Source organism: Paenibacillus sp. FSL H7-0350 (assembly GCF_038593195.1).
Lineage (GTDB): Bacteria > Bacillota > Bacilli > Paenibacillales > Paenibacillaceae > Paenibacillus_AQ.
This window is the reverse complement of sequence record NZ_CP151972.1, coordinates 4,313,693-4,338,911: the sequence shown is the minus strand read 5'-3', so window position 1 is coordinate 4,338,911 and position 25,219 is coordinate 4,313,693. Positions and strand designations below refer to the sequence as shown.

Sequence of the window (25,219 nt, the reverse complement as noted above, 5' to 3'; positions counted from 1 at the left end):
TGATGTATGCGAAAAAGCGACTACAATCGGTGAGCGCAGGGGATTGTGAGCCAAATGTAATCGAAAAAGCGAACACATTGGGTGAGTATGCTGGTGTGTGGCCGGATGTAATCGAAAAACCGAATATAGTGAGCGAGTGCTGGGATGTGCGGGCCAGATGTATGCGAAAAAGCCAATACGGCTGCTGCTGTATACCATTAGAAAGTTGGTGGATGATGGGAGAAACTAATGAATTAAGGTATACTGAAATGGATGATCCTGTCAGGATCAATTAGAACGGGGTGGAAGCATGTGATAACGGAGGGCTCCTGCGATTATAAATAAGGAGAGATTAATCAATGGAATCAACAACGTGCGAATTAACATGGAATCTGGACCGGATCTATCCTTCGTTCGAGTCGGAGGGATTTCAGCAGGACCGCAGGCAGGTGGAGAGCCTTGCCGGGGAGCTGAATACATGGTCGGCCTCGCAGCCCGTTAACGGGCAGGACGCTGCAGACCTGATGGAAGAGTTCCTTAAACAATATAATGCGTATCAACAGCTATATTTGCGTCTGTTCAGCTATGCGGAGCTGCGGTTCAGTGCGGACAGCCAGTGTGAGGAAGCTGTGAATCTGATGGACGAGCTGGAAGAGGTGACTAGCGGGGCGGGTGAAACCTTGGTCCGCTTCAGCAAGTGGTTGGCGGGGGTAAGCGCGGATGAACTGGAGCGGAGTTTCCGTTCTAGCGCTTATCTGGAGCAGCATAGCTTCTATCTGCGCGGATTACAGGGGAAATCGCAGCATATGCTTAGCGCAGAAGGCGAAGCGGTGATTGCCAGGATGCAGAACACCGGCTCCAAAGCGTGGGAGCGGCTGTACATGCAGACGCTGTCTACACTGCGGACTGATCTAGATCTGGCCGGGGTGACCCGTAGTGTGACGCTGGCGGAGCTGCGGAATCTGGTCTACGACCCCGATCCTGCGGTACGGAGGGCGGCGGCTGAAGCAGAGCATGAGGCTTGCCGCAGCGTGGCGGAGCAGAGTGCTGCCTGTATTAATGCCGTCAGTGGTGAGGCGGCGACCGTCTATGAGCTAAGAGGATATGCCTCCCCGCTGCATAAGGTGCTGGAAGCAGCACGGATGGATCAGGAGACGCTGGAGGTGATGCTTCAGGCCATCCGGGAGAGCCTGCCGGTCTTCCGGCAGTATTACGCCGGGAAGGCTGGGCGGCTGGGGCATTCGGGGGGACAGCTGCCGTTCTGGGATGTTTTTGCGCCCATTGGCACGGAGACTTCAGTCCGCATAACCTATGCTGAGGCTCAGGCGATGATTATCGCGGGGTTCAGCAGGTTCAGCCCCGAGCTGGGCGGGTTCGCCCGCAAGGCGTTCGGGCAGCGCTGGATCGATGCTGAGCCGCGCAGCGGAAAGGGGAATTTCGGGATGTGTGTCGATATCGTTCCGATAGGGGAGAGCCGAATCATAACAAGCTTCCACGGCCAATATATAGATGTGAGTGTACTGGCTCACGAGATTGGGCATGCGTATCATACCAGCCGCCTCGCGGGACATACGATGGTCAACATGGATTATCCGGTGCCGATTGCGGAGACGGCATCGATTTTTTGTGAGAGTCTGATTCATGTTGAACTCTTGAACTCGTTGCCTGCGGAGGAAGCGGATGCGATCCTGGAACGGAGTCTCTCGGATGCAGGGTATTATATTGTCGATTTCTATGCCAGGTACTGCTTCGAGAGCGCGCTCTATGCCCGCCGGTTATCCGGTCCCCTTTCATTGGAGGAGCTGAACGCATTGATGCTGGAATCGATGGCTGCGGCTTACGGGGATAGTGTGCTGCCCGGGTCCATTCATCCTTACCAGTGGATTAGCAAGGCGGGGTATTATATGGCAGGCAATGAGTTCCTGAACTTCCCGTATTCCTTCGGGCTACTGTTCTCCAAGGGGCTGTATGCCCAGTACCAAAAGCAGGGGCAGGTGTTCGTGAGCCGCTATGAACAGTTCCTGTCAGCAACCAGTACCCGGAGCATCGCAGACGCTGCGAAGCTGATGGATATTGATGTACATTCTCTGGAATTCTGGCAGGAGGCGCTCGGATTCATTGCCGGGGATGTCCGGAAGTTTACAGGGCGGGAATAAGGGCGCGTTTTGCGCTGCGGGAGGTTCCTTTTTGCAGGGAAGTGTGGTAGAACAGTAGTATAAGTCTACGCCGCAGCGGCACAGAAAGGGATGCTTGATTGAATGTATGTAGTCTGTAAGGAACACGTAGAGCTGGCCATCGACAAATTTGTGGACGAGTACGAGGATGCACCGGATGTAGTCGATCTGAAGGAGACGGAGTTCTCGGACTGGGACCCGCCGGCGAAATGTGCGGAATGTGAACGAAATGCGGAATATCTGGTCGTCTGAGGACGGCCGGAATAAGAAACACCCTGTGGCTGTGAAGGCTGCAGGGTGTTTTGGCGTGCGGGTGTATGCGCGAATGGTACAGTTGCGGATTTAGCATTACCTAAAATGTATCTAGCAGTCCGCGGCTTTCGCCATCTCGGACAGCGGGCTGCGCTGACTGCCCCGCAGGTAGATGGAGGCGGAGCCAATCGCCACGATTGCCGCAACTGACAAGCCCCAGTAGATGTTGGAGTAAGCGGCCTGAAGCGGCAGGCTGCGCTGCCATTCCAGGGCGCTGGCGGCCATCGCTACGCTGAAGGCACCGCTGAAGAACTGCAGCAGCTGGAAGAGCCCCATCCCGGAGCCGATCTGCGAAGCAGGCAGGATACGCGAGATTTCATTCGACACACTGCTCGACAGTACAGTGAAGGACAGGCTCATAATCATGTAGACGAGCATGACGGCGATCCAGGATTGTCCGGCGAATAAGGCGAACAATACGGTGGCGGCCAGAACGAGCAGCGGTGCGAAGCGCAGAATTCCGGTGTTACCGTAGCGGTCAATCATCCGTCCGACCAGGCGGGAGACGAAGATAGCCAGCAGTGAGCCCGGGAAGATGACCAGACCGGCATGGCTGGCGCTGAAGCCGAAGCGGTGAGTCAGAATCTGCGGCAGCAGGAACAGGGTAGCGAAGCTGCACAGGTAAGAGGCAACCCCGATCAGTGCGAGTACGAGATATGGCCGGTTGCTGAATAGCGCGGGCAGTACGAATGGATCAGGGGTTGTGCGGATACGCCCTACAAATAAGGCAATCGCGGCGATGCCAGCGATCAGCGCGATCCACAGTCCGCTGGTCAGGAACAGCAGCAGACCGGTAGTACCCACGCCGAGGAAAATTCCGCCCAGGATATCGAATGAGCCGCTAGCCGGAACTTCCTTGGGCAGCAGGATCAGGAACAGCGGCACCAGCAGCAGAATGGCGGCAGTGACTGCGAACAGCCAGGTCCAGCCGAGGTATTCAACAATGGAGCCGCCAGCTACCGGACCCAGACCCAGTCCCAGGGAGACGGCCGACATGATCGTCGCCATGGCTTTGCCGCGCCGGGCCTGCGGAATGTAGCGGGTGAACAGGACAAGGGACAGTGACATCACGGCGCCTGCACCTGATGCTTGCAGAATACGCACAATCAGCAGGAAAATGAAGCTGGTGCTGAAGAATCCGGCCACAGCAGCAAGCCCTAAGGTGAGCAGCCCGATAATCAGCAATCGGCGGATCGGCAGGAAGTCCGAGAGCCGGCTGTATGTGATTGAGGCAATAGAGAACATGATGGAATACCCGGTTACAATCCAGGAGGCGGACGCTGCGGTGATGCCGAAGGTCTCGGTTACATCAGGCAGGGCCAGATTGAACATCGCTGTGTTCATAATAACGAGGACGACAGCAACGCTGAATAGCAGAGTTAGCAGTCCTTCCCGTGGTAGAGCCGCTTGCGGAGCAGCCATTGAATGCTCTTGATCGCCCTCAGAAGCAGGTGATGAGGTCATGAGAAAGCCACTCCTTCATTATGTTATTGTATTATTCGATTACTTACGAACTATTGAAATATAGCATGGGCTAATGTAAAATGCAATTAGGAAATCATCGTGAAAAGAAGTACTATTATATACTCTGAAGGAGTTTTATTCATGAAGCAGCTCCATCATCCCGACCGTAAGGACATTCAGCTCGCCTCAGTGTTGTACGCGCTTAGCGATCCGATCCGTCTATATGTAGTGTCGGAGATCTGTAACCACGGCCCGCAGTCCTGCAACAGCTTCAAGGTACCGATTGCCAAGTCTACGCTGACCCACCATGCCCGGACGCTTCGCGAAGCGGGTGTCATTCATACCCGGGTGCAGGGTACCCAGCGTATTCTGTCCCTGCGGACGGAAGATCTGGACGAGCGGTTCCCAGGGCTGCTGGATTCCGTATTGCAGGCTTACGTCAGTCCTGGTCCAGATGAGGGGTTCGGGGAGCCGGAAGAGGAAGGGCAAGAGCAGGGATAATCAATCATATACCGTATGAAGTCATCGCCACTCCAGGTTCTGGGGTGGTTTTTTGATCTGGTTAGTGCATACAACCGTTACCATTGACAGAATTGTGTAGGTTGCAGTAATATTTTAAATTGTAATGATAATCATTCTCGATTGGAAAAGAGGAAGTCAACGCTATGTTCGCATCTAAAGGTAAGAGGCTGCTGCAGGGCCTGCTCGTATTAGTGGTTATATCCATGGTCGCTGCAGGCTGTTCATCGAATAATACAGACAAACCATCGGCTGCCGGCGACGCGCAAGCCACGAAGACCCTTACAATGGCGTGGCCCCGGGATATCGGACCAATGAATCCGCATTTATATAATCCGTCCCAGCTGTTAGCCCAGTCTATGATCTATGAGCCGCTTGTCAGTTATCAAGACGGGAAGATTGTCCCGGCTCTGGCCGAGTCCTGGACGCTATCGCAGGATGGCAAGGTATACACGTTCAAGATCCGCAGCAACGTCAAGTTCTCGGATGGAACGGCTTTTACCGCACAGCTGGTGAAGAAGAATATGGATGCGGTCTTACATAATAAGAAGCTGCACACATGGCTGGGCATGATCCCGCTGATTGAGAAGACAGAAGCGGTCGATGACACTACGTTCCGGCTCACGCTGACGGAATCCTATTATCCGGCACTGTACGATCTTGCGGTGGTGCGGCCGGTACGCTTCCTTGGCGAAGCGGGCTTCCCCGAGGATGGCGATACGTCCAAGGGTATTCGCAGCCCGATTGGAACCGGACCTTGGGTGCTAAGCGAGTATAAGAAGGATGAGTCGGCAACCTTTACACCGAATCCTTACTACTGGGGTGAGAAGCCGAAGGTGGACAAGGTGGTGGTGAAGGTGATCCCGGATGCGGAGACGCGCGTGCTGTCTTTTGAAAAAGGAGATCTGGATCTGATCTACGGCGAAGGTCTCATCAGCTATGACGCCTACAAGGGGCTTGAGAGCACCGGAAAGTACGTCACTAAGCTGTCTGAGCCGATCGCCACCCGCAATCTGGTGCTGAATACCATGAACGCGAAGCTGGCTGATCTTAAGGTCCGTCAGGCACTTAGCATGGGCTTCAATAAGGAAGCGATGGTCGAAGGGGTGACGCTGGGACTGGAGGAGAAGGCAGACAATATCCTGCCGCCGAATCTGCCTTATGCCAATATCAAGGTGAGCCCGGTGAAATATGATGTGGAGCAGGCGAATGCGCTGCTGGATGAAGCGGGCTGGAAGCTGCCTTCAGGTGGGGGCGTGCGGGAGAAGGATGGACAGAAGCTGGAGCTGGAGCTGATGTATGACAAGGCGGATCAGACGATGAAGGGGATGGCGGAGACCCTGCAAGCTGAATGGGCGGGGATCGGTGTGAATCTGAGAATCACCGGCGTCGAGCTGACCGTCTACATCCAGCGCAGAAAGGCCAATGAGTTCGATATGAATTTCTACTCGACCTTTGGTGCGCCGTATGACCCGCATTCCTTCATGACAGCCGTGCTTCAGCCGGGCTATGGGGTCTCGGATACCCTGGCGGCTCTGCCAATGAAGGCGGAGATTGATAAGAAAATCAAAGCAGGTATGGCAACAATAGACGATAAGGCCCGTACCGAGCTGTTCGGCTCTGTGCTCACTACGCTGCAGGAACAGTCCTCGATTCTTCCGATCTCTTACATCAAGCAGATGGCGGTGTACCGGGACAATGTGGCTGAATTCAAGTTCCCGTCCAACCGGGATGAATATCCGCTTCATGGCACCAAGAAGAAGTAGTAGTCACGCAGGAGGGTTCTAAGTGGGCGTATATATCGGAAAAAGAGTGCTGGCGATCATCCCCATCCTTCTGTTCTCCTCATTGCTGATGTTCGTGATGATCCGGGTGGGGCCGGTAGACCCGGCTGAGGCCTATCTGGCAGCGGCCCATATCCAGCCGGATGATGAAGTGTTGGCCGCCAAGCGGCATGAATTCGGGCTGGACCAGCCGCTGCTGGCGCAATATGTTCAATCGGTAGGCCGGCTGCTCCGGCTGGATTTCGGCCATTCCTACCTGTCCAATATGCCCGTCTGGGGAGAGGTTGCCCAGAAGCTGCCCGCAACGCTTCAGCTTGCGTCCGCCAGTATCGTGCTGGCGCTGGTGGTTAGCATCCCGCTTGGGGTGTTAGCAGCGATTTACAAAAACCGGCTGGTGGATCATGTGATCCGGGTATTCGCCTATATCGGCGCCTGTGTTCCGGTCTTCTGGATCGGCTATCTGCTGATGTTCTTCATCTCGGTCAAGCTGGAATGGCTGCCTGTGGAAGGCAGAGGGTCCGTGCAGCACCTAATTCTTCCGTCAATTACCCTGGCGCTCTGGCTGATTGCCATCTACGCGCGCCTGTTGCGGACGACCGTTCTGGAGGAACTGAAGGAGGCTTATGTCCGATATGCCCGGGCCAGAGGGATTAAGGAACGTGTGATTCTGTATAAATACGTGCTGAGAATTGCCATAGCGCCGCTTATTACAGGACTGGGTATCAATCTGGGGAAGCTGCTGACAGGAGCAATTATCGTAGAGCAGGTATTCTCCTGGCCGGGCTTCGGCCGGTACTTCATTGAAGCGGTCATTAACCGTGACATTCCGGTGATTCAATGCTATGTCATGCTCTCGGTCTGTGTGATTGCCGGGAGCAATCTGATCGCCGATCTGCTCCAGCTGTTCCTGGACCCGCGAATTGCGCGTAAAGGGAGGGCCAGCCAAGGATGAATAACTTAAGCAGCCGTTTCAAAGGCAGGAGAGTCATCATGATCTGCGGCAGCCTGCTGATCCTGTTTGGTCTTGCTGGCCTGTTGGCCCCGTGGATCTCACCGCATGATCCGATCCGGGTGAATCTGGCAGCGAAGCTCAGTCCGCCTTCATGGGAATATCTTCTAGGGACAGATCAGCTGGGCCGGGATAATCTATCCAGGCTACTGTATGGAACACGGATCTCACTGGGCTTTGCTTCACTTATTTTTGCCGCTTCCTTAGGGGTTGGACTGCTCGCAGGAGTGGTTTCGGGGTACATCGGCGGGTGGCTGGATGCTGTGCTGATGCGGTTGTGCGATGGCATTATGTCTTTTCCCAGTATGATTCTGGTCTTCGGTCTGATCGGGATTCTGGGGCCGGGCCTGTCTCAATTGGTTATTGCGCTGATGCTGGTGCAGTGGGTGTACTTCGCCCGGATGTTCCGGAATATGATTGTCAGCCTCAAGGAGCGGAATTTCATTACGGCAGCGCGGATCAGCGGCTCCTCCCCCTGGCAGATCATGAGCAGACACCTTATTCCCAACATCCTGCCGTCGATTGTGGTGATAGGGACGCTTGAGATGGGCTGGGCGATTATGGATATCTCCGCGATGTCCTTCCTGGGCCTGGGCGTCCAGGCACCTACACCGGAATGGGGGGCAATGCTGAACGAAGGGAAATCCTTCATCCGCAATCATCCCGAGCTGATGCTCTATCCGGGCCTGATGATTATTATGGTTGTAGCTTCGTTTAATCTGCTGGGCGAGGCGCTGTCTGAACGGTACGGGATCAAACGAGGCTCCTGAAAGAAGGAATGAGCGAATCATGGAACAAGCGGAAGTTGTGCTGCAGGTGAAGGGTCTGAAGGTATCTGTGAAGACAGCGGCAGGAGTTCTGCCCCTCATAGAGGATGTTAACCTGGAGCTGAAGCCGGGGCGTGTGCTGGGTCTTGTGGGAGGCAGCGGCAGCGGAAAAACCGTTACGTCGCTGGCGCTCCTCCAGATGCTGGACCGGCAGACGAGTGTAATCGAAGGCAGTATCCGGCTGCATACCCGTGAGCTGAACGGACTCCCGGAGAAGGACATGCGCAGGCTTCGCGGCAGTAGTCTTGCGCTGATTATGCAGAATCCGATGACGGCCTTCTCTCCGGTGTATACCATTGGTGCGCAATTCGTGGAGTCGATTCGTACACATATGAAGCTGGGGAAAAAAGAAGCCAGAGCCTGCATGGTCCGTTCCCTGGCCGATGTGAATCTGCCCGATCCCGCAGCGCTGCTGCACAAGTATCCGTATGAGCTGAGCGGCGGGATGCTCCAGCGGGTGATGCTGGCGCTCACCCTGTGCCTGAAGCCCTCCGTGATCATTGCCGATGAACCTACTACGGCTCTGGATGTGTCCAATCAGCTTCAGGTGCTGCGGCAGCTGGACCGAATTCGGCAGGAGCATGGAACTGCTATTCTGCTGATCTCCCATGACCTCGGCGTCATTGCGGAGCTGGCTGATGAAGTTGCGGTCATGCAGCACGGGCGAATTGTTGAGACCGCTGATGTATTCGAGTTGTTCGACCATCCCCGGCATGAATATACCCGGGAGCTGCTTGCAGCAAGGCCGCTGCTTCAGCTTGGTCCGCAGTTAGGGGGTCAGCTATGACCGGAATAGCGGCAGAATACATGCTTGAGGTCAGGGAGGTTACCCATACCTATGCTGCATCCCGCCGGTGGAGGCGTTCAGAGGAGCAGGAGCCTGTGCTGTCCGGCGTGTCTCTTCATATAGAAGAGGGAACCTGCCTGGGGCTGCTGGGATCAAGCGGAGCCGGTAAAAGCACACTGGGCCGGGTTATTCTTGGCCTGGAGCCGCCCCGCGCGGGCCAGGTGCTGATTCAGGGACAGGATCTGTATAAGCTGAGCCCGCAGGCGCGCAGGACCATACGCCGCGATCTGCAGGTGGTCTTTCAGGATTGTTATTCAGCCGTGAATCCCCGGATGACAGCCGAGCAGATTATTGGCGAGCCGCTGTCCAACTACGAATCCTTGAGTGTTCAGGAGCAGAAGCGTACGGTAGGCGAGCTACTGGAGTGTGTCGGACTAAGCGCGGCAGACATGCAGAAGCAGCCCTACCAGTTCAGCGGAGGACAGCTGCAGCGGATTAATATTGCCAGAGCGATTGCGCTCAAGCCTAAGCTCATCGTGTTGGATGAGGCGGTTAGTAGTCTGGATATGATTAACCAGACTACTATTCTGCGGCTGCTTGGTGAGCTCAGGGCTGCGTTCGGCCTCTCATATCTGTTCATCACCCATGATATTAAGGCCGCCTGTATGATCTCAGACGCACTGGCTGTCATGGATCAGGGCAAGATCGTGGAATATAACGACAGCAAGGAGCAGTTCCTGCAGTCCTCTCATCCTGCGGTTCGCAGCTTGCTCGACTCCATGCTTGCGGAGCATCCGCGCAGCCGGCACAGGGATCTGCCCGGGAACGCTGTACAATAATGGTAAACATCCGGTGAGCAATCGAGGAGACTACAGTCTCGCTTTTTGCTCACCTTTTTGATGTGGATCAAGCTTCTTATAGGACTCATTTGCTTCCGCCAGTACCTCCGCTCCGCCCGCCGCCAGGAACTCCTCCACGAACTCCCCGAATTCCTCAAGCGGACGCTCCCCGGTGATGAAGGCAATGTACGCCTGGTCTCTTAGCTTAATAAGTCCAGGGCCGTTCCTGATCAGAGAGGGAGTAGCCACCTCCAGGGCATTATAAATGCCGTCGTGATCCAGCCCCAGGGTTGCCGCCCACTGCTCGCTCCGGCCGGCAGGAAGGATGGGCAGAGTCATACCGATCCCCGCGCCGATTGTATTCTGGTAGCTGAACATATGGTTATACGGCGGCAGCAGGATGATATCCTTCTTGTCCGTTCCGGCCCAGTCCCAGTGTGTCCCCTGAATACCATACTGCAGAGCTGCCGCCTCATCGGGGTCAGGATTTGCGCTGATGTAGTCCAGCAGCTGGAGGATCTTCTCCAGCTTGCCCGGCTCCTGGGTAGCATCCGCGCCAATAGCGGTGAAGCTCATCATCATATCATAGGCTTTGGAGCCGCGCCTGCCGTCCGGGCCGCTAACCGGCCGCCCGAAAGCGATCTTGGCCTGCGGATGCTTGGCGGTTAACTCCTTGACGTTAAACATGGCTTCTACCGGAACCAGCCTGGCTGCCTTCTGGTCATCCAATCTCCAGTCCGTATAAGCTCCTGCCTGTGTCCAGTGATAATAATTGCCCATGGAGGTCATGCCGATCCGCCCGTTAATGAAGGCGTGCGACAAATGCTTGTAGCCTCCGCTATTCTCCCCGGTGATGAACTCGGGATCAATGACCCCGTCCTTGTACCATTTGCGGAGATAACGCAGCGCTTCCTGCATATCCGGCTCCAGAGCGCCAATGACCAGCCCCTGATCCTTCCGGCTGAAGTAGAGCTGATCCGTGAAGACCATCTGCCCGAATGCGCCGAAGACAACATTCATGCCCTCCTGCGACAAGCCGTAGGTGTCCCGGATCCCGTTGCCGTCCGGGTCTTCGTTCGTAGCCGCATAGATGAATTTCTCGAAATCGGCCAAGGTGTCCGGCACCTTAAGGCCGACCTTGTCCAGCCAATCCTGCCGGTATACCACAGGGACCCGATAGATATTGGTAGGATTAATGACCGGAATGCCATAATAGGAACCGTTAATGCGGCCATATTGCTGATAGGCCGGTGCATTCTCGCGGATGGCCTTAAGAATATTGGGAGCATAGGTGTTCAGTAATTCCTCAGGAATTGGAGCGAGCACGCCCTGTTGCTGGTACTTCAGCAGATCCTGGGTCTGCCGGACCCGGAACAGGTCGGGAATGCTGCCTTGCACCAGCTTCAGGTCGAGCAGGGATTCGTATTTGTTGTTCGGCAGATTCCAGAAGTCCAGATCTACGTTGAACTTCTGCTCCAGCTCCCGCACCATTACGGCATCCTCCGCAACCGGCAGATTCTGATGCATGGTCCAGGAGATTTTGAGCTTCGGGGCAGAGGCAGCAAGAACAGCAGAATCAGAAGCGGAAACGGATGGCTCCGGCAGCTCTTGTCCAGGCGCAGATGAGAGTGTAGCTGGCTGCCCGCTGCAGCCGCAGATCAGCCCCAGGAGGGGCAAAAGCACTAATCTTTTATACATATCCATATGGCACCCTCCTTATCCCATGCTAATCTCCGCCTGCGGCGGCAGTGTGTTCACGGTCCGCAGATAGTTCCCCGGTGTACAGCCGTAGATTTCCTTGAAGCGCTTGATGAAGTAGGGAGTTGTTCCATAACCGACCGTGCCGGCAATTTGTTCGATCGACATGTTATTGTTCTCAATCAGCCGCCGGGCCTCTTCCATCCGTATGCCGGTAATATAGTCGGTGTAGGTGATCCCCAGCTCTTCCTTGAACAGCTTGCTTAGATACTTTGGACTGATGAAGACCTTGGCAGATACGGCATCCAGCGATAGATCCTCGGACAGATGCTCCCCGATATAGGCCTTGGCCGCTTCAATGGTCGAGAGTGCGCGGTCACTGTTCCGCTTCTGCGTCTCCATGATGAAGGTGCCGATGGAGGCGGCGAACCACTCCTGCAAATGCCGGATATCCGGCAGGGCAATATATTCGTTATACAGATCTAGAGGCCCGTGGGCGGAAGGGGTGTAGCGGATGCTTTTCAGATAATCCGAGTACATAAATACGGTATTCGCCAGAACGAAGTGGCAATAATCCGCCGGGTAGTTGCCTTCCCGCATGACGGCTATCAGCTGCTCCAGCGCGGCCAGTGTCTCATCCAACTGACGGGTCTGCAGCTTATCCTTGAATCTCATCAGCACAGGCTGCGGGATTTCATCAAGACTCTGCTCCTTCTTCAGCAGCTCCCGGTCCTTCAAGACCCTGCTCTCCGGCAGAAAATAAGCATACTTCATCAAGGTCTGCGCTTCAGCGTAGCTCGTGTGGAGAAGGCTGACGGCATCCACCCAACAGCCCTGTGAGAGCTGAATATTCAGCTGGAAATGCTGCTCCGCTGCTGCTGTAATCCGGTCCGAGAGCTGTTCGAGCAGCGTCCCGGAGGCTTCGCGCGCGCTGATAACGACAACCGTCTGCTTGTCCGGCAGCTCCTCAGCCAGAATGCGGATTCCCTGAAGCCGGATCGCCTCAAGCGTCCCGGTCATCCCGCTCATGGCTGCCTGTAAGCCGCTCAGACTCATACGGGCGTAGGCTCCACGGGTGTTGAGGAGCAGGCAGCAGTAATAACGGTGCTCCGGAGAGAGTCCCAGGAATAGCGGATCTACGGTTACACTGCCTTGGGCAGGGCTGTCCTGAAGGAGATTCAGGATCATATTCTGCCGGATATGCGGACTGCTGGCCTCAAGCGTCCCCTCCAGTGTGGTGACTTTGTCGTTCAGACGGATGAAGGCGGAGTCAATAATTCCGAATTCGTTAAGGGCGGGTCCCGGCACTCCTGGCACCTCAGGCCCCGGGCCGTAGAGGTCCTTAATAGTGCGAAGCAGCCGCTTAAGCGGACTGTAATTCAATTTGGCCAGAATGCCGGACAGACAGATTCCTACCAATAGAGCAATCAGACACAGGGAGAGGATGACCCTCTGGACAACGAGCCATTTCTCATAGAACAGGTTCGCCGGAGCCGCACTGAAGAGCTTCCAGCCGGTAGTCGGCAGGTCCTGATAGGAAATGACATAGGTGCTGCCCCCGATCTCCTGGCTCATGTTCCCGGATGTCTCAGGAGAGGCTAGCGCATTCGAGATACTAGCAGCATAGGTATCGGCCTGAGCGGCAGCATCCGGACTCGAACCGGCCAAGATTCCCCCGGTGGGCGTAGCAATGAAGCTGCTCTGATAGCGGGCAGGCATCATATTCTGCAGAATGGCGCGCAGCGCGCTCTCCTTCAGATCAATGGCAATCAGCAGCTCACTGGCTGCCCCGGGGGACTGGAACGGATAGCTGTGCACATAGGTGATCAGCTGGCTGCCGCTGCCGCCGGGGATGCTGGAGACGATATCGTCCGGCACGAACCGGGCCTCTGTCCAGAGGCTGTTACGGGAATTAAGGTTCATGCCGTTCACCCAATCCATCCAATAGGCGGCACCCGCCTGCTGGTCCGCACGGAATTTCAGCCCATACAACGAGGACAGCAGGAGATGCTGCCTGGGAGCATACAGATGTACGGCTTGGATCAGGTCCGAATGATTGGATACCTGCATGTTCAGCGACTCCTGGAGACTGCTTACCTTGCTGAGATTCGCTGGAAGTGAAGCATCTGGCAGCATACGGAGCGCCGACCGCTGGTTCAGAGAGACTTCCAGATAGATCTGCTGGACCCGCTGAAGCACGGAGGCTTCAAGGGTACGGGCGGTATTGTCAAGGATGAGCCGGTTGCGTCCCTGAAGCTCTTCCTTATAATGGTTCGAGAAATACAGATAGAAGGCAGAGCAGAGCAAGAGGACAATGACTAGCACAACAGAGATGTATGAAGCGGCAAGGGCAGCAAAGGCAGAGTTCCATTTTCGCAAGTTGTATTCTCCTCCCAGGCGGATTATACACTAGCCCCTCACAAATCTGTTCGGGATTCATGTTAAATCAATGTAAAATAGCCGGAAAAAAGCTGAATTGTTCCCAAAATCATAGAATTGCGAAATTGTGTTATTGAGCGCGGTGGAGGCAGGTGCTATATTGAGTCCGATTCAGGCAATCAAAATAACAAGATAGGGGCTGACACATTGAACTTGAAGTCGAAAAGAAAGCTGTTGTCTGTTACGGCAGGTCTGGTACTCCTCACGAATTCTATCGCGGTACATCCTGCAGAGGCGGCCACGGGTAATTCATTAACCGAGCTGCCAGCTGCTCCGGCATGGGGACATTTCGTAGATACTTATAAGAATAACACACCTGTGAATATGGCGGTGTATTCCAACCCCTCGATCGGTGTTCTCTCCGGCTTCCTGGATCTCTGGACACCGGGCGCCACCTGGGATACCGGAACGAAGCTGAACAACGAAGTGCTGGATTACAACATTCAATATGTAGCGGATCTGTCTAAGACCCGTACTCCGGCAGAGGAGGAGGCAGCGTATTACGATGACCGGCGGAACCAGACCTATGGAGCGGCTGACGGCCTTGGTCCGTTGTCTGAGGTGTACCGATCCAAGTCGGGAACCTTCACGACCATTAACAGCATCCCTGCTGATGCCACCTCTGTAAAATATAATGACGGAAATGACAGCAACAAGGCTGGCGATTCCGGTTCTGAATTGGGCAAAATGGTAGACTTGATCGGAAAAGTCCGCGGCGACTATGCTTCAACGAGTCAGGCTAAGAAATTCTACAGCTACATGCGTCCATTCCGCTGGAAGGATACCTCTGTCATCGTGCCGACGCTGGTGCCGGCGAGAAGCAGTACGCCTGCCACAGACGGCGGTTTCCCGAGCGGCCATACCAACGCTTCCTATCTGGCAGCCCTGGCTCTGGCGTATTCCGTACCTGAGCGCTTCCAGGAGCTGATGACCCGGGCCTCGGAGATGGGCAACAACCGTGTCGTTGCCGGGATGCACTCACCGCTGGATGTTATGGGCGGACGAGTAACGGCGATGGCCTTCGCAGCAGGTGCGCTGACCGACCCGGATAATGCGGCATTGAAGCAGGCGGCCTACACTCAGGCTCATGAAGTGCTGCTTACACAGACGGGTACCGCAGAAGACCGGTTCACAGATTATGCGAAGAATAAGGCCCAGTATACCCAGCGGCTGACCTATGGCTTCCCGCAGATTCACTCCACGACTGAGCCTGCTGTTGCTCCTAAGGGAGCAGAGGTGTTGCTGGAGACCCGTCTGCCTTACCTGAGTGCGGATCAGCGTAGAGCAGTTCTCGTAACAACAGCACTTCCATCCGGCTATCCACTACTGGATGATCCTGAAGGCTGGGGACGATTGAACCTATTCGCCGCTGCCGACGGGTACGGTGCATTCGCTGAGCATGTAACAGTAGCGATGGACGCTGCGAAGGGCGGCTTCTACGCCGCAGACCGCTGGCGCAATGATATCTCCGGCACAGGCGGGCTGACCAAGGAGGGTACAGGCACGCTGAAGCTGGCCGGCAGCAATACGTATTCCGGCGGTACAGAGGTGAACGCAGGTGTCCTGGAAGGAGACTCGGCAACAGCCTTCGGCAAAGGGAATGTGACGAATACCGGCGGTTCTGTAATTGAGAACGTCTACGGTAAAATAGTGATCGGCGGCAGCTTCACCCAGGCCTCCGAAGGTACGCTTGTACTGGGCCTTACCGGAGCAAAGGATGTCCTTGAGGTTGAGGGGGCCGTGAAGGCTGACGGGAAGCTGAAGGTGAACTTCGCAAACAGCTACGTTCCAGGCAGCGGCCTGATTCCGCTCATTACGCATGGCGTCAGCCAGCGCAGCGGGCAGTTTGCTTCCGTGCAGGTTGAAGGATTGCCAAGCAAATATAACGCCCAGGTAGTATACCTGAGCGATCAGATTGCGCTTAGTATTACAGATACGACAAGCGGCGGAACTGGCGGCGGTAATCCGGGCGGAACGCCAGGGACTCCGGCTGGAAATACCGGAACGGTACCAGGGACCACCGGCACCACGCCAGGGAACGGCAGCACTACTCCTGCTGAACCGGAGAAGCAGCCACAGGGCGGCGTTAATCCGTTCCAATCCGGAGTGGTTAGCCGCGAGACAGTATACAAGACTGTAACGGAAGCTATTGCGGCTTCGAAGAATCAGAGCATCAGCTTCAAGGACACCGCAGGCCACTGGGGCAGCGGCACCATCGCTACAGCCGTGAAGCTGCAGATCATCAGCGGCTATGCGGACGGAAGCTTCCGCCCGGATGCACCGGTGACCAGAGCCGAATTCGCGGCGATGATCGCCCGTTCCTTCGGGATAGACACTACATCGGCAGCCTCTAAGTTTGGGGATACAGCCTCCAATTGGGCGGCTGGCTATATCAGTGCCTTGGCCGATAAAGGTATCGTAACCGGCTACTCAGACGGCAGCTTCAAGCCGGGAGCGACCATTACCCGCGCTGAGATGGTTACAATCATCGGCCGTGTGCTTGATCTCGGCGTGCTCCAGACGGGCACTCCGGCAAGCTTCAAAGATGTCAGCAGCAGCTACTGGGCAGCTGACGCCATCCGCCAAGCCGCTTCGGCTAATTTGGTGAAGGGCATCTCTGCCTCAGCATTTGCACCGAAGAATCAGGCTACCCGCGCCGAAGCGGTGGCGGTGATCATCCGTGCGCTGGAGAGCGACAGTTCCGTTAAAGCTCTGATTGCAGGGTTGTAAGCTGCAAGTAAGTGACAGGAGTAGGTAAGTTCTTATGGATAGAGTTATTATGAATAGGAAGCAGGAAGTACAAGCCGCTGGCTTGTGCTTTTTGCTATTGTTGCGGTTACTATGGGTGTCGTTCCGCGTGCTTTCATCATAATGTGGGCATATTTGACAAATTCAATCTACAAGTGTAATGTATAGAACAGAGCTTGTATTTACACTTGTAGATTGAACGACGCTGCGATGGAATGGAGCTGTTATGATGAGTACAACCCCGAAGATTTCGGAAGCTGAATGGGAAATTATGAAGATTATCTGGGAGCATCATCCGCTCACCTCGGAACAAATTACCCGGATCCTGCCTGCATCTGTGGAATGGAGCGAGCAGACGGTGCGTACCTTCGTCACCCGGCTGCTTAAGAAGAAGGCGATAGCGTATGAGAAATCCGGCCGGAGCTATCTGTATTATCCGCTGGTGTCAGAGAATGAGTGTGTCCGGGCCGAGAGCCGCTCCTTCCTGAAGCGCGTATTCGGCGGAGCCACCCAGTTAATGGTGACCAGCTTCCTGGAGGATGTGGAGCTGTCCAAGCAGGAGATTGAACAACTCGAACAGCTGCTGAGGGAGAAAAAGTCGCAGGGTACCAGCGGAAACTCAGGTAAGCAGGAATGAATATGATCTACGGATGGTTTGCCGGTATCGCAGAACAGACACTGGCGGCAAGCATGGTGATTCTGGCCGTGTTGTTCCTGCAATACGTTCTGCGGAGGTTCATCAACGCCCGGGTGCGTTACCTCCTGTGGCTGCTTGTTATCGCCCGGCTGTTATTGCCTGCCGTACCGGACAGCCCTGTCAGCATGCTGCATATTCTCGGCAATAGTAAGCATTTCTTAACAACTATCCTGGATAAGGGGCCGGACACTGGAGCTTCTAAGGGTGAATATCAGGAGCTTCCGCCGGGAGAGGGAGATCCGGCTACATATCCGGTCGATAACACCGCTCTGAATGTACAGGGGCAGACAGACACCCTCCGGGCAGAGGATGGTGCTGTAGCGGATAACCGCAGCTCTGCGGGGGCCGTGGGCTATCCGCTCTGGTTGAAGATAGGCACAGTGATCTGGCTGCTGGGCGTCATGCTTATGCTGCTGAATGGATTGTTGTATATACGGAGGATGCAGCGTGAGCGCAGACGGCTTAGACGGGTGAATGCCCCGGAGATTCTTCAGGTGGTTCTTGCCACCAGACGCCAGTTTGGAATAAAGAGAGCGATACCTATCTATACCGGAGGTTCTGCTAACAACCCATATCTGTCAGGATTAATGCGTCCATGGATCTTTGTCCCGGAGCAAGCTCTACAGGAACTGGATGCTTCCCGGCTGCGGCACATCCTCGCGCATGAGCTGGCCCACTGCAAGCGGAGGGATATGCTGTGGAACCTGTTAGGAAGCCTAGCCGCCACGATACATTGGTTCAATCCTCTGATGTGGCTGGCGATCCGGCGGATGAAGATCGATAGGGAGGTCGCCTGTGACGCCTATGTGTTGGAGGTATTAGGGGAAGAGGAGGCCATCGATTACGGGCTTACTCTGGTAGAGTTCCTGAAGCGTTTCTCACGAGTCCGGGAGAGGAGGGGGCATCTCTATTTCTCCAATCCGCAGCAGCGGCAACAGATCAGGAGAAGAATCAGTATGATTCAATCTTTCCGCAAAGGCTCCTACCGCATCTCCGCAGCAGCTGTAATTCTGGTCGCCCTGCTCAGCATCGTGACGCTAACGGGTGCCTCAAGAGAGCCTAGTGACTCTGCTGCCACAGGAACTAAGGCCAAACCCGCTGGCACACTGACTGAAAGCGTTCCCGGAGAGGAACGTGCAGAACCGGCAATGGAGCAAGGGGAGGCCCTGGTGCCGTTATTGAACATGGATGTAGAGCAGACGGAGTATGTGAGCCGCCATCATCTGCTGAAGCCGATGAATGTGGAGGTTGCCCAAGACGGCTATAAGGTCAACGTCACAGGCTTCATGGCAGACAGGCATCAATTGGTTATTTTTTATACGGCGCGTGTTGACGGCGGAAGATCACTAGTCTCTGATGATCCTCGTTTCGTAGAATGCATCATTACGGATGGTGTGACTGGTAAGGTGATTAATGGACGGACTCAACCGATGACCATTACTGACCGCCCGCAGAATAATGTTGAAAATGTGGCTGCTAGACTTCGGTTCGATACGCCTCTGACGAACCCGCCCTCAAAGATCAAGGTTGAATTCCGGTTGCGCTCACAGGCAGCAAGCGGAAGCAAGATACAGGAGTCCCCGACACTTCAGACCACCTTCGATGTGAGCGCAAGCTACTGGAAGCAAGAGAAATATACGGTCCAATCGAAGGAGACGCTCGATGTAGGCGGACACAAGATTAGAGTGAGATTACAATTAACACCGCTCACAACGATAGCCACTTTTTATTCCGATGAACCGGTTTTTAGTAACACTGAATTCAAAAAAGCTTTCAATGAGAAGTATGGTTCTCCAATGCTGTGGTGGAGCAAGGCAGGAACTGGAGACTATACGCAGCAAACACGCAGTACATCTATTACGTATACAGATTATGAGATGAAGATGCTTGCAGAAACCTATTTCTTGATGAATAAACCGCAATCTCTGCGGCTCGATTTCGTCAAGAAGCCACCGGTACTGAGGGGAACGATAGAGCCTGAGAGTTCATATCAAATGAATTTTGATATTACCGGGCTGAATCAGAGCTGACTCGGATTTAACCACCAACTTAAATTGAAGGAGAGTGTAACTATGATTAGAATGAAGCGGAATGATATGGAGATCTCACATGCGGCGCAGATGCAGCCTATACAGGAGCCAAAGCAGTGGTCAGCGTCAGATAAACGGCGGTCCTCCAGGGCCCGGATATCTACCGCCATCGTTGCAGTCATGACAACCGCAGCACTGGTGCTTAGCCCTTTTGCCGTGACAGGTCAAGCTCTAACCGTCTCGGCAGCAGCGGCGAATCAGGCGGCAGCACTGGCCCCCTTTGAGAAGCTGGAGATTCAGAATAAAGAGCAGATCCAATACGCCATCAAGCATAATCTGGTGCAGCCCCTGAATACAGTCGCCAAAAAAGACGGCTACCAGTTGACGTTGAAGGGCTTAATTGCCGACAAATATGAGCTGATTATTCTTTTTACAGCACAGACTGACAGCAAGCGGGCATCACGTCTCAGGGGTTGATAGGGCATGATCTGCAATTGACAGACGCCATCACCGGAAAGGTGATCAGCGGCAGGAAGATGAATGATGCGATTGTTCAGGGCGTGAGCCCGGCTAAGCAAAATAACATCATGCACGGAGCGGCTGTCATCCGGCTAACGACCCCGTTAAGCACGGCTCCCAAAAAGGTAGCTGGCGAGTTTGTGCTAACCTCACTATCGGGCAGTGAACTGAAACAGCTAGAGGCGGTACAGGCGCAGATCTCAGCGGAGATCCAAAAGGCTTATACTGCTAACCCTAAGGTCACAGACTTCAAGAACAGTCCAGCGCTGTTGAAGAAATTTGATGCGCTGAATTCCAAGATCAAGAAGAGTCCGCCGCTGAAGGTGGCTTTTGAGATCAACCCTAAGGTCTGGGAGCAGGAGAGCCAGATGCTGTCGCCGGAAGAAACGCTTGATGTAGCAGGGCATAAGATCAAGATTAACCTGGAATTGACGCCATTCACCACAATAATAACGTTATCTTCCGATGAAGGCTTGTTTAAAGACAAAGAATTTCTGAAGACATTCAATCCAGACTATTATCCGGCCCTCATGGTGGATAGCGGAAACGGCAAGTATACATCACATCACATCAAGGAAGAACTGCGAATTCCTATACGGATGATGGGATGAAGATCATGATGGAAAGCTATTTTCAGTTGAATCAACCCAAATCAATTCGTATAGACTTCATGAATGTGATCAAGAAGACAGTTACACAGCAGGTGATTGTTGATTTATCGAACCAATAATGCAGGTTATCCTTTAATCTATACTTGTAGATTGAATGACACCGCCACTGAATGGAGCTGTTATGATGAGTCCTACGCCGAAGATTTCGGAAGCCGAATGGGAGATTATGAAGATTATCTGGGTGCATCATCCGCTCACCGCTGAACAGGTTACCCGGCTTCTGCCGGTATCTGTGGAATGGAGCGAGCAGACGGTGCGCACCTTCGTGGCCCGGTTGCATAAGAAGAAGGCGATCGGGTATGAGAAATCCGGCCGGAGCTATCTCTACTATCCGCTGGTGTCCGAGCATGAGTGCGTCCGGGCCGAGAGCCGCTCCTTCCTGCAACGTGTATTTGGTGGAGCCACTCAGCTAATGGTAACCAGCTTCCTGGAGGATGTCGAGCTGTCCAAGCAGGAGATTGAACAACTGGAGCAGCTGCTCCGGGAGAAGAAGTCGCACGGTGCAGGCGGCTGTTCGGGTAAGCAGGAATGAATATGCTCTACGGATGGTTTGCCGGGATCGCAGAACAGACACTTGCAGCAAGCATGGTAATTCTGGCCGTGTTGTTCCTGCAATACGTTCTGCGGAGGTTCATCAACGCCCGGGTGCGTTACCTCCTGTGGCTGCTTGTTATCGCCCGGCTGTTATTGCCTGCCGTACCGGACAGCCCGCTCAGCATGTTCCATATTCTTGGCTCTGGCGGACAATTCCTGACATCCGTGATGGACAAGGCGCCAGACCCTGGAGGCTCAGCGGGTGAAGCTCAGGAGCATTCACCGGGGGAGGGAGCTAAGACTGCATATCCGGCCAATAACACCGCACTGGATGTACAGGGGCAGACAGGCACCATGCAGGTGGAGAATGAATCGGCAGCCGTTAACCGCAGCTCTGCGGGGGCCGCAGGTTACCCGCTCTGGATGAAGATAGGCACCGCGATCTGGTTACTTGGCGCTGTGTTTATGCTGCTGAGTGGACTCCAGTACATATGGCGTATGCAGCGTGAGCGCCGGCAGCTTAGACAGGTGAATGCCCCGGAGATTCTTCAGGTGGTTCTTGCCACCAGACGCCAGTTTGGAATAAGGAGAGCGATACCTATCTATACTGGAGGTTCCGCTAACAACCCATATCTGTCAGGACTAACGCGTCCATGGATTTTTGTTCCGGAGCAAGCTCTGCGGGAACTGGATGCTTCCCGGCTGCGGCACATCCTCGCGCATGAGCTGGCCCACTACAAGCGTAGGGATATGCTGTGGAACCTGCTAGGGAGCCTAGCCGCAACGATACACTGGTTCAATCCTCTAGTGTGGCTGGCTATCCGGCGCATGAAGATTGATCGGGAGGTTGCCTGTGACACTTATGTGCTGGAGGTGTTAGGGGAAGAGGAGGCTATCAACTACGGGCTTACTCTGGTAGAGTTCCTGAAGCGCTTCTCACGAGTCCGGGAGAGGAGGGGGCATCTCTATTTCTCTAACCCGCAGCAGCGGCAACAGATTAAGAGAAGAATCAGTATGATTCAATCTTTCCGCAAAGGCTCCTACCGCATCTCCGCAGCAGCTGTAATTCTGGTCGCCCTGCTCAGCATCGTGACGCTAACGGGTGCCTCAAGGGAGCCTAGTGACTCTGCTGCCACAGGTGCTAAGGCCAATCGCGCTGGCACAATGACTAAAAGCGTTCCCGGAGAGGAACGTGCAGAACCGGCAATGGAGCAAGGGGAGGCTCTGGTACCGTTTCGGAACATGAATGTACAACAGACGGAATATGTGAACCGGCATCATCTGCTGAAGCCGATGAATGTGGAGATTGCTGAAGGCGGCTATCAGGTCAATGTGACGGGCTTCATGGCAGACAGGCATCAATTGGTTATTTTTTATACGGCGCGTGTTAACGGCGGAAGATCACTTGTCTCTGATGATCCTCGTTTCGTAGAATGCATCATTACGGATGGTGTGACGGGCAAGGTGATCAATGGCCGAAGCCGCCCCATGATCATTACCAGCAGTCCGCAGAAGGGTGTTACCCTTGCGCTGGCCAGGCTTCAATTTGATACGCCATTAACGGAGTTGCCCCCTAAGATCAAGGCAGAATTCCGGCTGCGTTCACATGCGGGTGATGAGCCTGATGTGCAGGTATCTCCGGCGCTCCAGACCACTTTTGACGTGGAAGCCCAGGATTGGAGGCAAGAGATGCAGACGCTCACACCGCAGGATACGCTTGAGGCGGGCGGACACAAGGTTAGAGTGAAGCTGCAATTGACACCGCTCACAACGATAGCCACCTTTTATTCAGATGAGCCTATCTTTAAGAATCAAGAGTTCTTACGGGCCTTCCATGAGAAGTACGGTTCTCCCTCACAGTGGTGGAGCAGGAGCGGGGCGGGAGATTATACGAAGCAGTCAGGGAATATATCCATTGCGTATACAGATTATGAGATGAAGATGGTTACGGAAAGCTATTTCTCATTGGATGAGCCGCAAGCGCTGCGGCTGGATTTCACGAAGATGCCGGCAGGCAGTTCAGGTCTGGAGAAGCGCGAGCCGGTCTATGAGCTGACTTTTGACCTGACAGGACAGAATTAGAGTGAATGCAGCAGAACAACCACTTAAGATTAAGGAGAGTGTAACTATGATTAGAATGAAGCGGAATGAAATGATGCAACAATGTGCACAGACGCAATGCCCGGCAGCAGATCAGCGGCGGTCCTCCAGACCCAAGCTGTCGGCTACAGTCGTCGCAGTCATGACAACAGCAGCGCTGGTGCTGAGTCCTTTTGCCGTGACTGGTCAAGCGTTGGCCGCTCCGGCGGCAGCGACGAAGCCGCAGGCAGCGCTGGCCCCTTTTGTGAACCCGAAGTTTCAGAATTATAAGCAGGTCGAATATGCCATCAAGCATAATTTGGTCCAGCCCTTGAATACAGTTGTCACAAAAGATGGCTACAAGTTGACGATGAATGGCTTTATCGCTGACAAATATGAGCTGATTATTCTTTTTACCGCCCAGGCCGACAGCAACCGTGCATTCACGTCTCAAGGATCGATAGCGCATGAACTGCAATTGACGGATGTCATTACGGGGAAGGTCATCAGCGGCAAGAAAATGAATGATGCTGGGGTTTATGGCGTAAGCCCGGCTAAGCAAAACAATATCATGTACGGCACGGCTGTCATCCGTCTAACGACTCCATTAACCACGGCTCCCCAAAAAGTAGCTGCGGAGTTTCAGCTAACCTCGTTAACCACTAGTGAGCTGAAACAGGTAGAGGCATTGGAGGCGCAGATGATGGCAGAGGCTAAAAAAGCCTATCAGGCTAATCCCGAGGAGAAAGCGTCCAAAACGAGTCCTGAGCTGCTGAAGAAGTATAACGCGCTGAAGGCCAAAGTGAAGAAGAGTCCGCCGCTGAAGGCAGTCTTCGTGATCGATCCTAAGGTCTGGGAGCAGGAATCTCTAACCCTGACGCCGGAAGAGACCGTGGATATGGCTGGACATCCGATTAAAGTGAACATGGAACTGACACCATTCACAACAATCACGACTCTAACCTCAGATGAGGCTGTGTTTACGGATAAAGCTTTTAAGGAGAAATTCAACAATAATTACTACCCATCACTATTGATTATGAGCGGAAACGGTGAGTACAAACCGCAAGAGGGTAGTACTTATTATACGTATTCAGATCATAAACTGACCATCATATCGGAAAGCTACTTCCTGCTCGACAAACCGCAATCGCTTCGCCTGGACTTCACTAATATGAAAGACCGTAAGATTACACAGCAGTTGATTATTGATTTGTCTAAGCAATAATTGCAGGTATTGCAGGCTATTCGTAGTGTCTTAGGGCCACCCGTGAAGGGTGGCTCTTCTTTTGGCGTTACAGGGTGTGCGGGGAATGTCGCCTAGGCAGGGCATGTTATGGGCAGGGATGTGATAAAATACAGGGACATGACAAGATCAGACCGATGGAGGAATTATGTTAATTCAACTGATAAGCGTAGGCAAATTGAAGGAAAAGTATCTGACGCTCGGCATCGCGGAATATGCCAAACGGCTCACGCCCTACCTCAAGTTCCAGATGATTGAGGTGGCGGATGAGAAGGCCCCTGATAACCTCAGCGATGCAGAGGTTATTCAGGTGAAGGTACGCGAGGGTGAGCGTATCCTCGCGCAGATTAAGAGCGAGGCGCATGTCATTGCGCTCGCGATTGACGGCAAGCTCTGGAGCTCCGAGGAGCTTGCCGCCGAGATCGACCGGCTCGGCACCTACGGGACGAGCCATGTCGTCTTCGTCATCGGAGGCAGCCACGGGCTCTCCGATGAGGTGATGCGCCGCGCCCAGCAGCGCATGAGCTTTGGCCGCATGACGCTGCCCCACCAGCTTATGCGGCTGGTTCTGGTGGAGCAGGTTTACCGGGCGGTGAAGATAAATCGGGGGGAACCGTACCACAAATGACGGCTAAATTTTTGGTCCAGAAAAGAGAAAGAGGGTAAAACTGATAGGATACCACTGAGATACAGATAAGACCTGTTTGGCTTGTTAAGAGACTAAAAATGTCCTTATTAATGCAAATGGAGAAGGGAGATTTAATTAATTACCTTTTCATAATATACCTAGGTCTAACAGTTGCTGAGAACCGTCAATGTGCAGAAGGAGGATGTTTATGAAGGATCAATAGACAAAACTATTGA

At 54.0% G+C, this 25,219-nt stretch carries 20 protein-coding genes; 17 read left to right on the top strand and 3 right to left on the bottom strand.

Annotated features, from left to right (window positions below; genetic code table 11):
- Positions 1-338 precede the first annotated feature (338 nt).
- Together NYE24_RS19860 and NYE24_RS19855 are read left to right on the top strand one after the other, a co-directional pair.
- Complete coding sequence (locus NYE24_RS19860) at positions 339-2,135, top strand: M3 family oligoendopeptidase (RefSeq protein ID WP_342476512.1); 1,797 nt, start codon at positions 339-341, stop codon at positions 2,133-2,135.
- Between the two features lie 102 nt (positions 2,136-2,237).
- Positions 2,238-2,405 carry a CxxH/CxxC protein gene (locus tag NYE24_RS19855; RefSeq protein WP_063829067.1) on the top strand — a complete coding sequence of 56 codons (168 nt, stop codon included), beginning with the start codon at positions 2,238-2,240 and terminating at the stop codon, positions 2,403-2,405.
- Positions 2,406-2,516: 111 nt separating this feature from the next.
- On the opposite strand, the gene NYE24_RS19850 is transcribed toward NYE24_RS19855, so the two are convergent.
- Positions 2,517-3,929, bottom strand: a complete 1,413-nt coding sequence (locus NYE24_RS19850) for an MFS transporter (RefSeq protein WP_342476511.1) — start codon at positions 3,927-3,929, stop codon at positions 2,517-2,519.
- Between the two features lie 141 nt (positions 3,930-4,070).
- Between NYE24_RS19850 and NYE24_RS19845 the strand changes: the two genes are divergently transcribed.
- The 6 genes from NYE24_RS19845 (at position 4,071) to nikE (ending at position 9,694) form a co-directional block, all read left to right on the top strand.
- Positions 4,071-4,430, top strand: coding sequence for a helix-turn-helix transcriptional regulator (locus tag NYE24_RS19845; protein WP_036699783.1), 360 nt, complete (start codon positions 4,071-4,073; stop codon positions 4,428-4,430).
- Positions 4,431-4,594: 164 nt separating this feature from the next.
- Positions 4,595-6,214, top strand: a complete 1,620-nt coding sequence (nikA, locus tag NYE24_RS19840) for a nickel ABC transporter substrate-binding protein (RefSeq protein WP_342476510.1) — start codon at positions 4,595-4,597, stop codon at positions 6,212-6,214.
- Between the two features lie 22 nt (positions 6,215-6,236).
- The gene (nikB, locus tag NYE24_RS19835) at positions 6,237-7,184 is read left to right on the top strand and encodes a nickel ABC transporter permease (RefSeq protein ID WP_076161360.1); all 948 of its coding nucleotides are present in this window, start codon (positions 6,237-6,239) and stop codon (positions 7,182-7,184) included.
- On the top strand, positions 7,181-8,011 hold the full coding sequence (gene nikC, locus NYE24_RS19830) for a nickel ABC transporter permease subunit NikC (protein ID WP_036699778.1): 831 nt from the start codon (positions 7,181-7,183) through the stop codon (positions 8,009-8,011). Before nikB ends, nikC begins: the two co-directional genes overlap by 4 nt.
- 19 nt (positions 8,012-8,030) lie before the next feature.
- Positions 8,031-8,855 (top strand): ABC transporter ATP-binding protein, encoded by an 825-nt coding sequence (locus NYE24_RS19825; RefSeq protein WP_143804414.1) that lies wholly within the window; start codon positions 8,031-8,033, stop codon positions 8,853-8,855.
- A gap of 20 nt (positions 8,856-8,875) precedes the next feature.
- Positions 8,876-9,694 (top strand): nickel import ATP-binding protein NikE, encoded by an 819-nt coding sequence (gene nikE / locus NYE24_RS19820; RefSeq protein WP_342479272.1) that lies wholly within the window; start codon positions 8,876-8,878, stop codon positions 9,692-9,694.
- A 30-nt stretch (positions 9,695-9,724) separates the two neighbouring features.
- Here nikE and NYE24_RS19815 read toward each other — a convergent pair whose 3' ends face one another.
- Together NYE24_RS19815 and NYE24_RS19810 are read right to left on the bottom strand one after the other, a co-directional pair.
- Positions 9,725-11,398 carry an ABC transporter substrate-binding protein gene (locus NYE24_RS19815; RefSeq protein ID WP_342476509.1) on the bottom strand — a complete coding sequence of 558 codons (1,674 nt, stop codon included), beginning with the start codon at positions 11,396-11,398 and terminating at the stop codon, positions 9,725-9,727.
- A gap of 12 nt (positions 11,399-11,410) precedes the next feature.
- Positions 11,411-13,771 (bottom strand): AraC family transcriptional regulator, encoded by a 2,361-nt coding sequence (locus tag NYE24_RS19810; protein WP_342476508.1) that lies wholly within the window; start codon positions 13,769-13,771, stop codon positions 11,411-11,413.
- Between the two features lie 273 nt (positions 13,772-14,044).
- Here NYE24_RS19810 and NYE24_RS19805 point away from each other — a divergent pair, with 273 nt between their 5' ends.
- The 9 genes from NYE24_RS19805 to rlmH all read left to right on the top strand — a co-directional run bounded on the left by NYE24_RS19805 (position 14,045) and on the right by rlmH (position 24,983).
- The gene (locus NYE24_RS19805) at positions 14,045-16,561 is read left to right on the top strand and encodes an S-layer homology domain-containing protein (RefSeq protein WP_342479271.1); all 2,517 of its coding nucleotides are present in this window, start codon (positions 14,045-14,047) and stop codon (positions 16,559-16,561) included.
- A 247-nt stretch (positions 16,562-16,808) separates the two neighbouring features.
- A complete protein-coding gene (locus tag NYE24_RS19800; RefSeq protein WP_342479270.1) occupies positions 16,809-17,216 on the top strand; it encodes a BlaI/MecI/CopY family transcriptional regulator in 408 nt (135 codons plus the stop codon).
- 2 nt (positions 17,217-17,218) lie between these two features.
- Entirely contained in the window at positions 17,219-19,306 is a 2,088-nt protein-coding gene (locus NYE24_RS19795; protein ID WP_342476507.1) for a M56 family metallopeptidase, read from the top strand.
- A gap of 42 nt (positions 19,307-19,348) precedes the next feature.
- The gene (locus NYE24_RS19790) at positions 19,349-19,783 is read left to right on the top strand and encodes a DUF4179 domain-containing protein (protein ID WP_342476506.1); all 435 of its coding nucleotides are present in this window, start codon (positions 19,349-19,351) and stop codon (positions 19,781-19,783) included.
- Positions 19,780-20,436 carry a hypothetical protein gene (locus NYE24_RS19785; RefSeq protein WP_342476505.1) on the top strand — a complete coding sequence of 219 codons (657 nt, stop codon included), beginning with the start codon at positions 19,780-19,782 and terminating at the stop codon, positions 20,434-20,436. The genes NYE24_RS19790 and NYE24_RS19785 overlap by 4 nt, the downstream gene beginning before the upstream one ends.
- Positions 20,437-20,620: 184 nt before the next feature.
- Positions 20,621-21,028, top strand: a complete 408-nt coding sequence (locus tag NYE24_RS19780; protein WP_342479269.1) for a BlaI/MecI/CopY family transcriptional regulator — start codon at positions 20,621-20,623, stop codon at positions 21,026-21,028.
- 2 nt (positions 21,029-21,030) lie between these two features.
- On the top strand, positions 21,031-23,112 hold the full coding sequence (locus NYE24_RS19775; RefSeq protein ID WP_342476504.1) for a M56 family metallopeptidase: 2,082 nt from the start codon (positions 21,031-21,033) through the stop codon (positions 23,110-23,112).
- A gap of 46 nt (positions 23,113-23,158) precedes the next feature.
- On the top strand, positions 23,159-24,337 hold the full coding sequence (locus NYE24_RS19770; RefSeq protein ID WP_342476503.1) for a DUF4179 domain-containing protein: 1,179 nt from the start codon (positions 23,159-23,161) through the stop codon (positions 24,335-24,337).
- Positions 24,338-24,503: 166 nt separating this feature from the next.
- The gene (rlmH, locus tag NYE24_RS19765; protein WP_036699737.1) at positions 24,504-24,983 is read left to right on the top strand and encodes a 23S rRNA (pseudouridine(1915)-N(3))-methyltransferase RlmH; all 480 of its coding nucleotides are present in this window, start codon (positions 24,504-24,506) and stop codon (positions 24,981-24,983) included.
- Positions 24,984-25,219 lie beyond the last annotated feature (236 nt).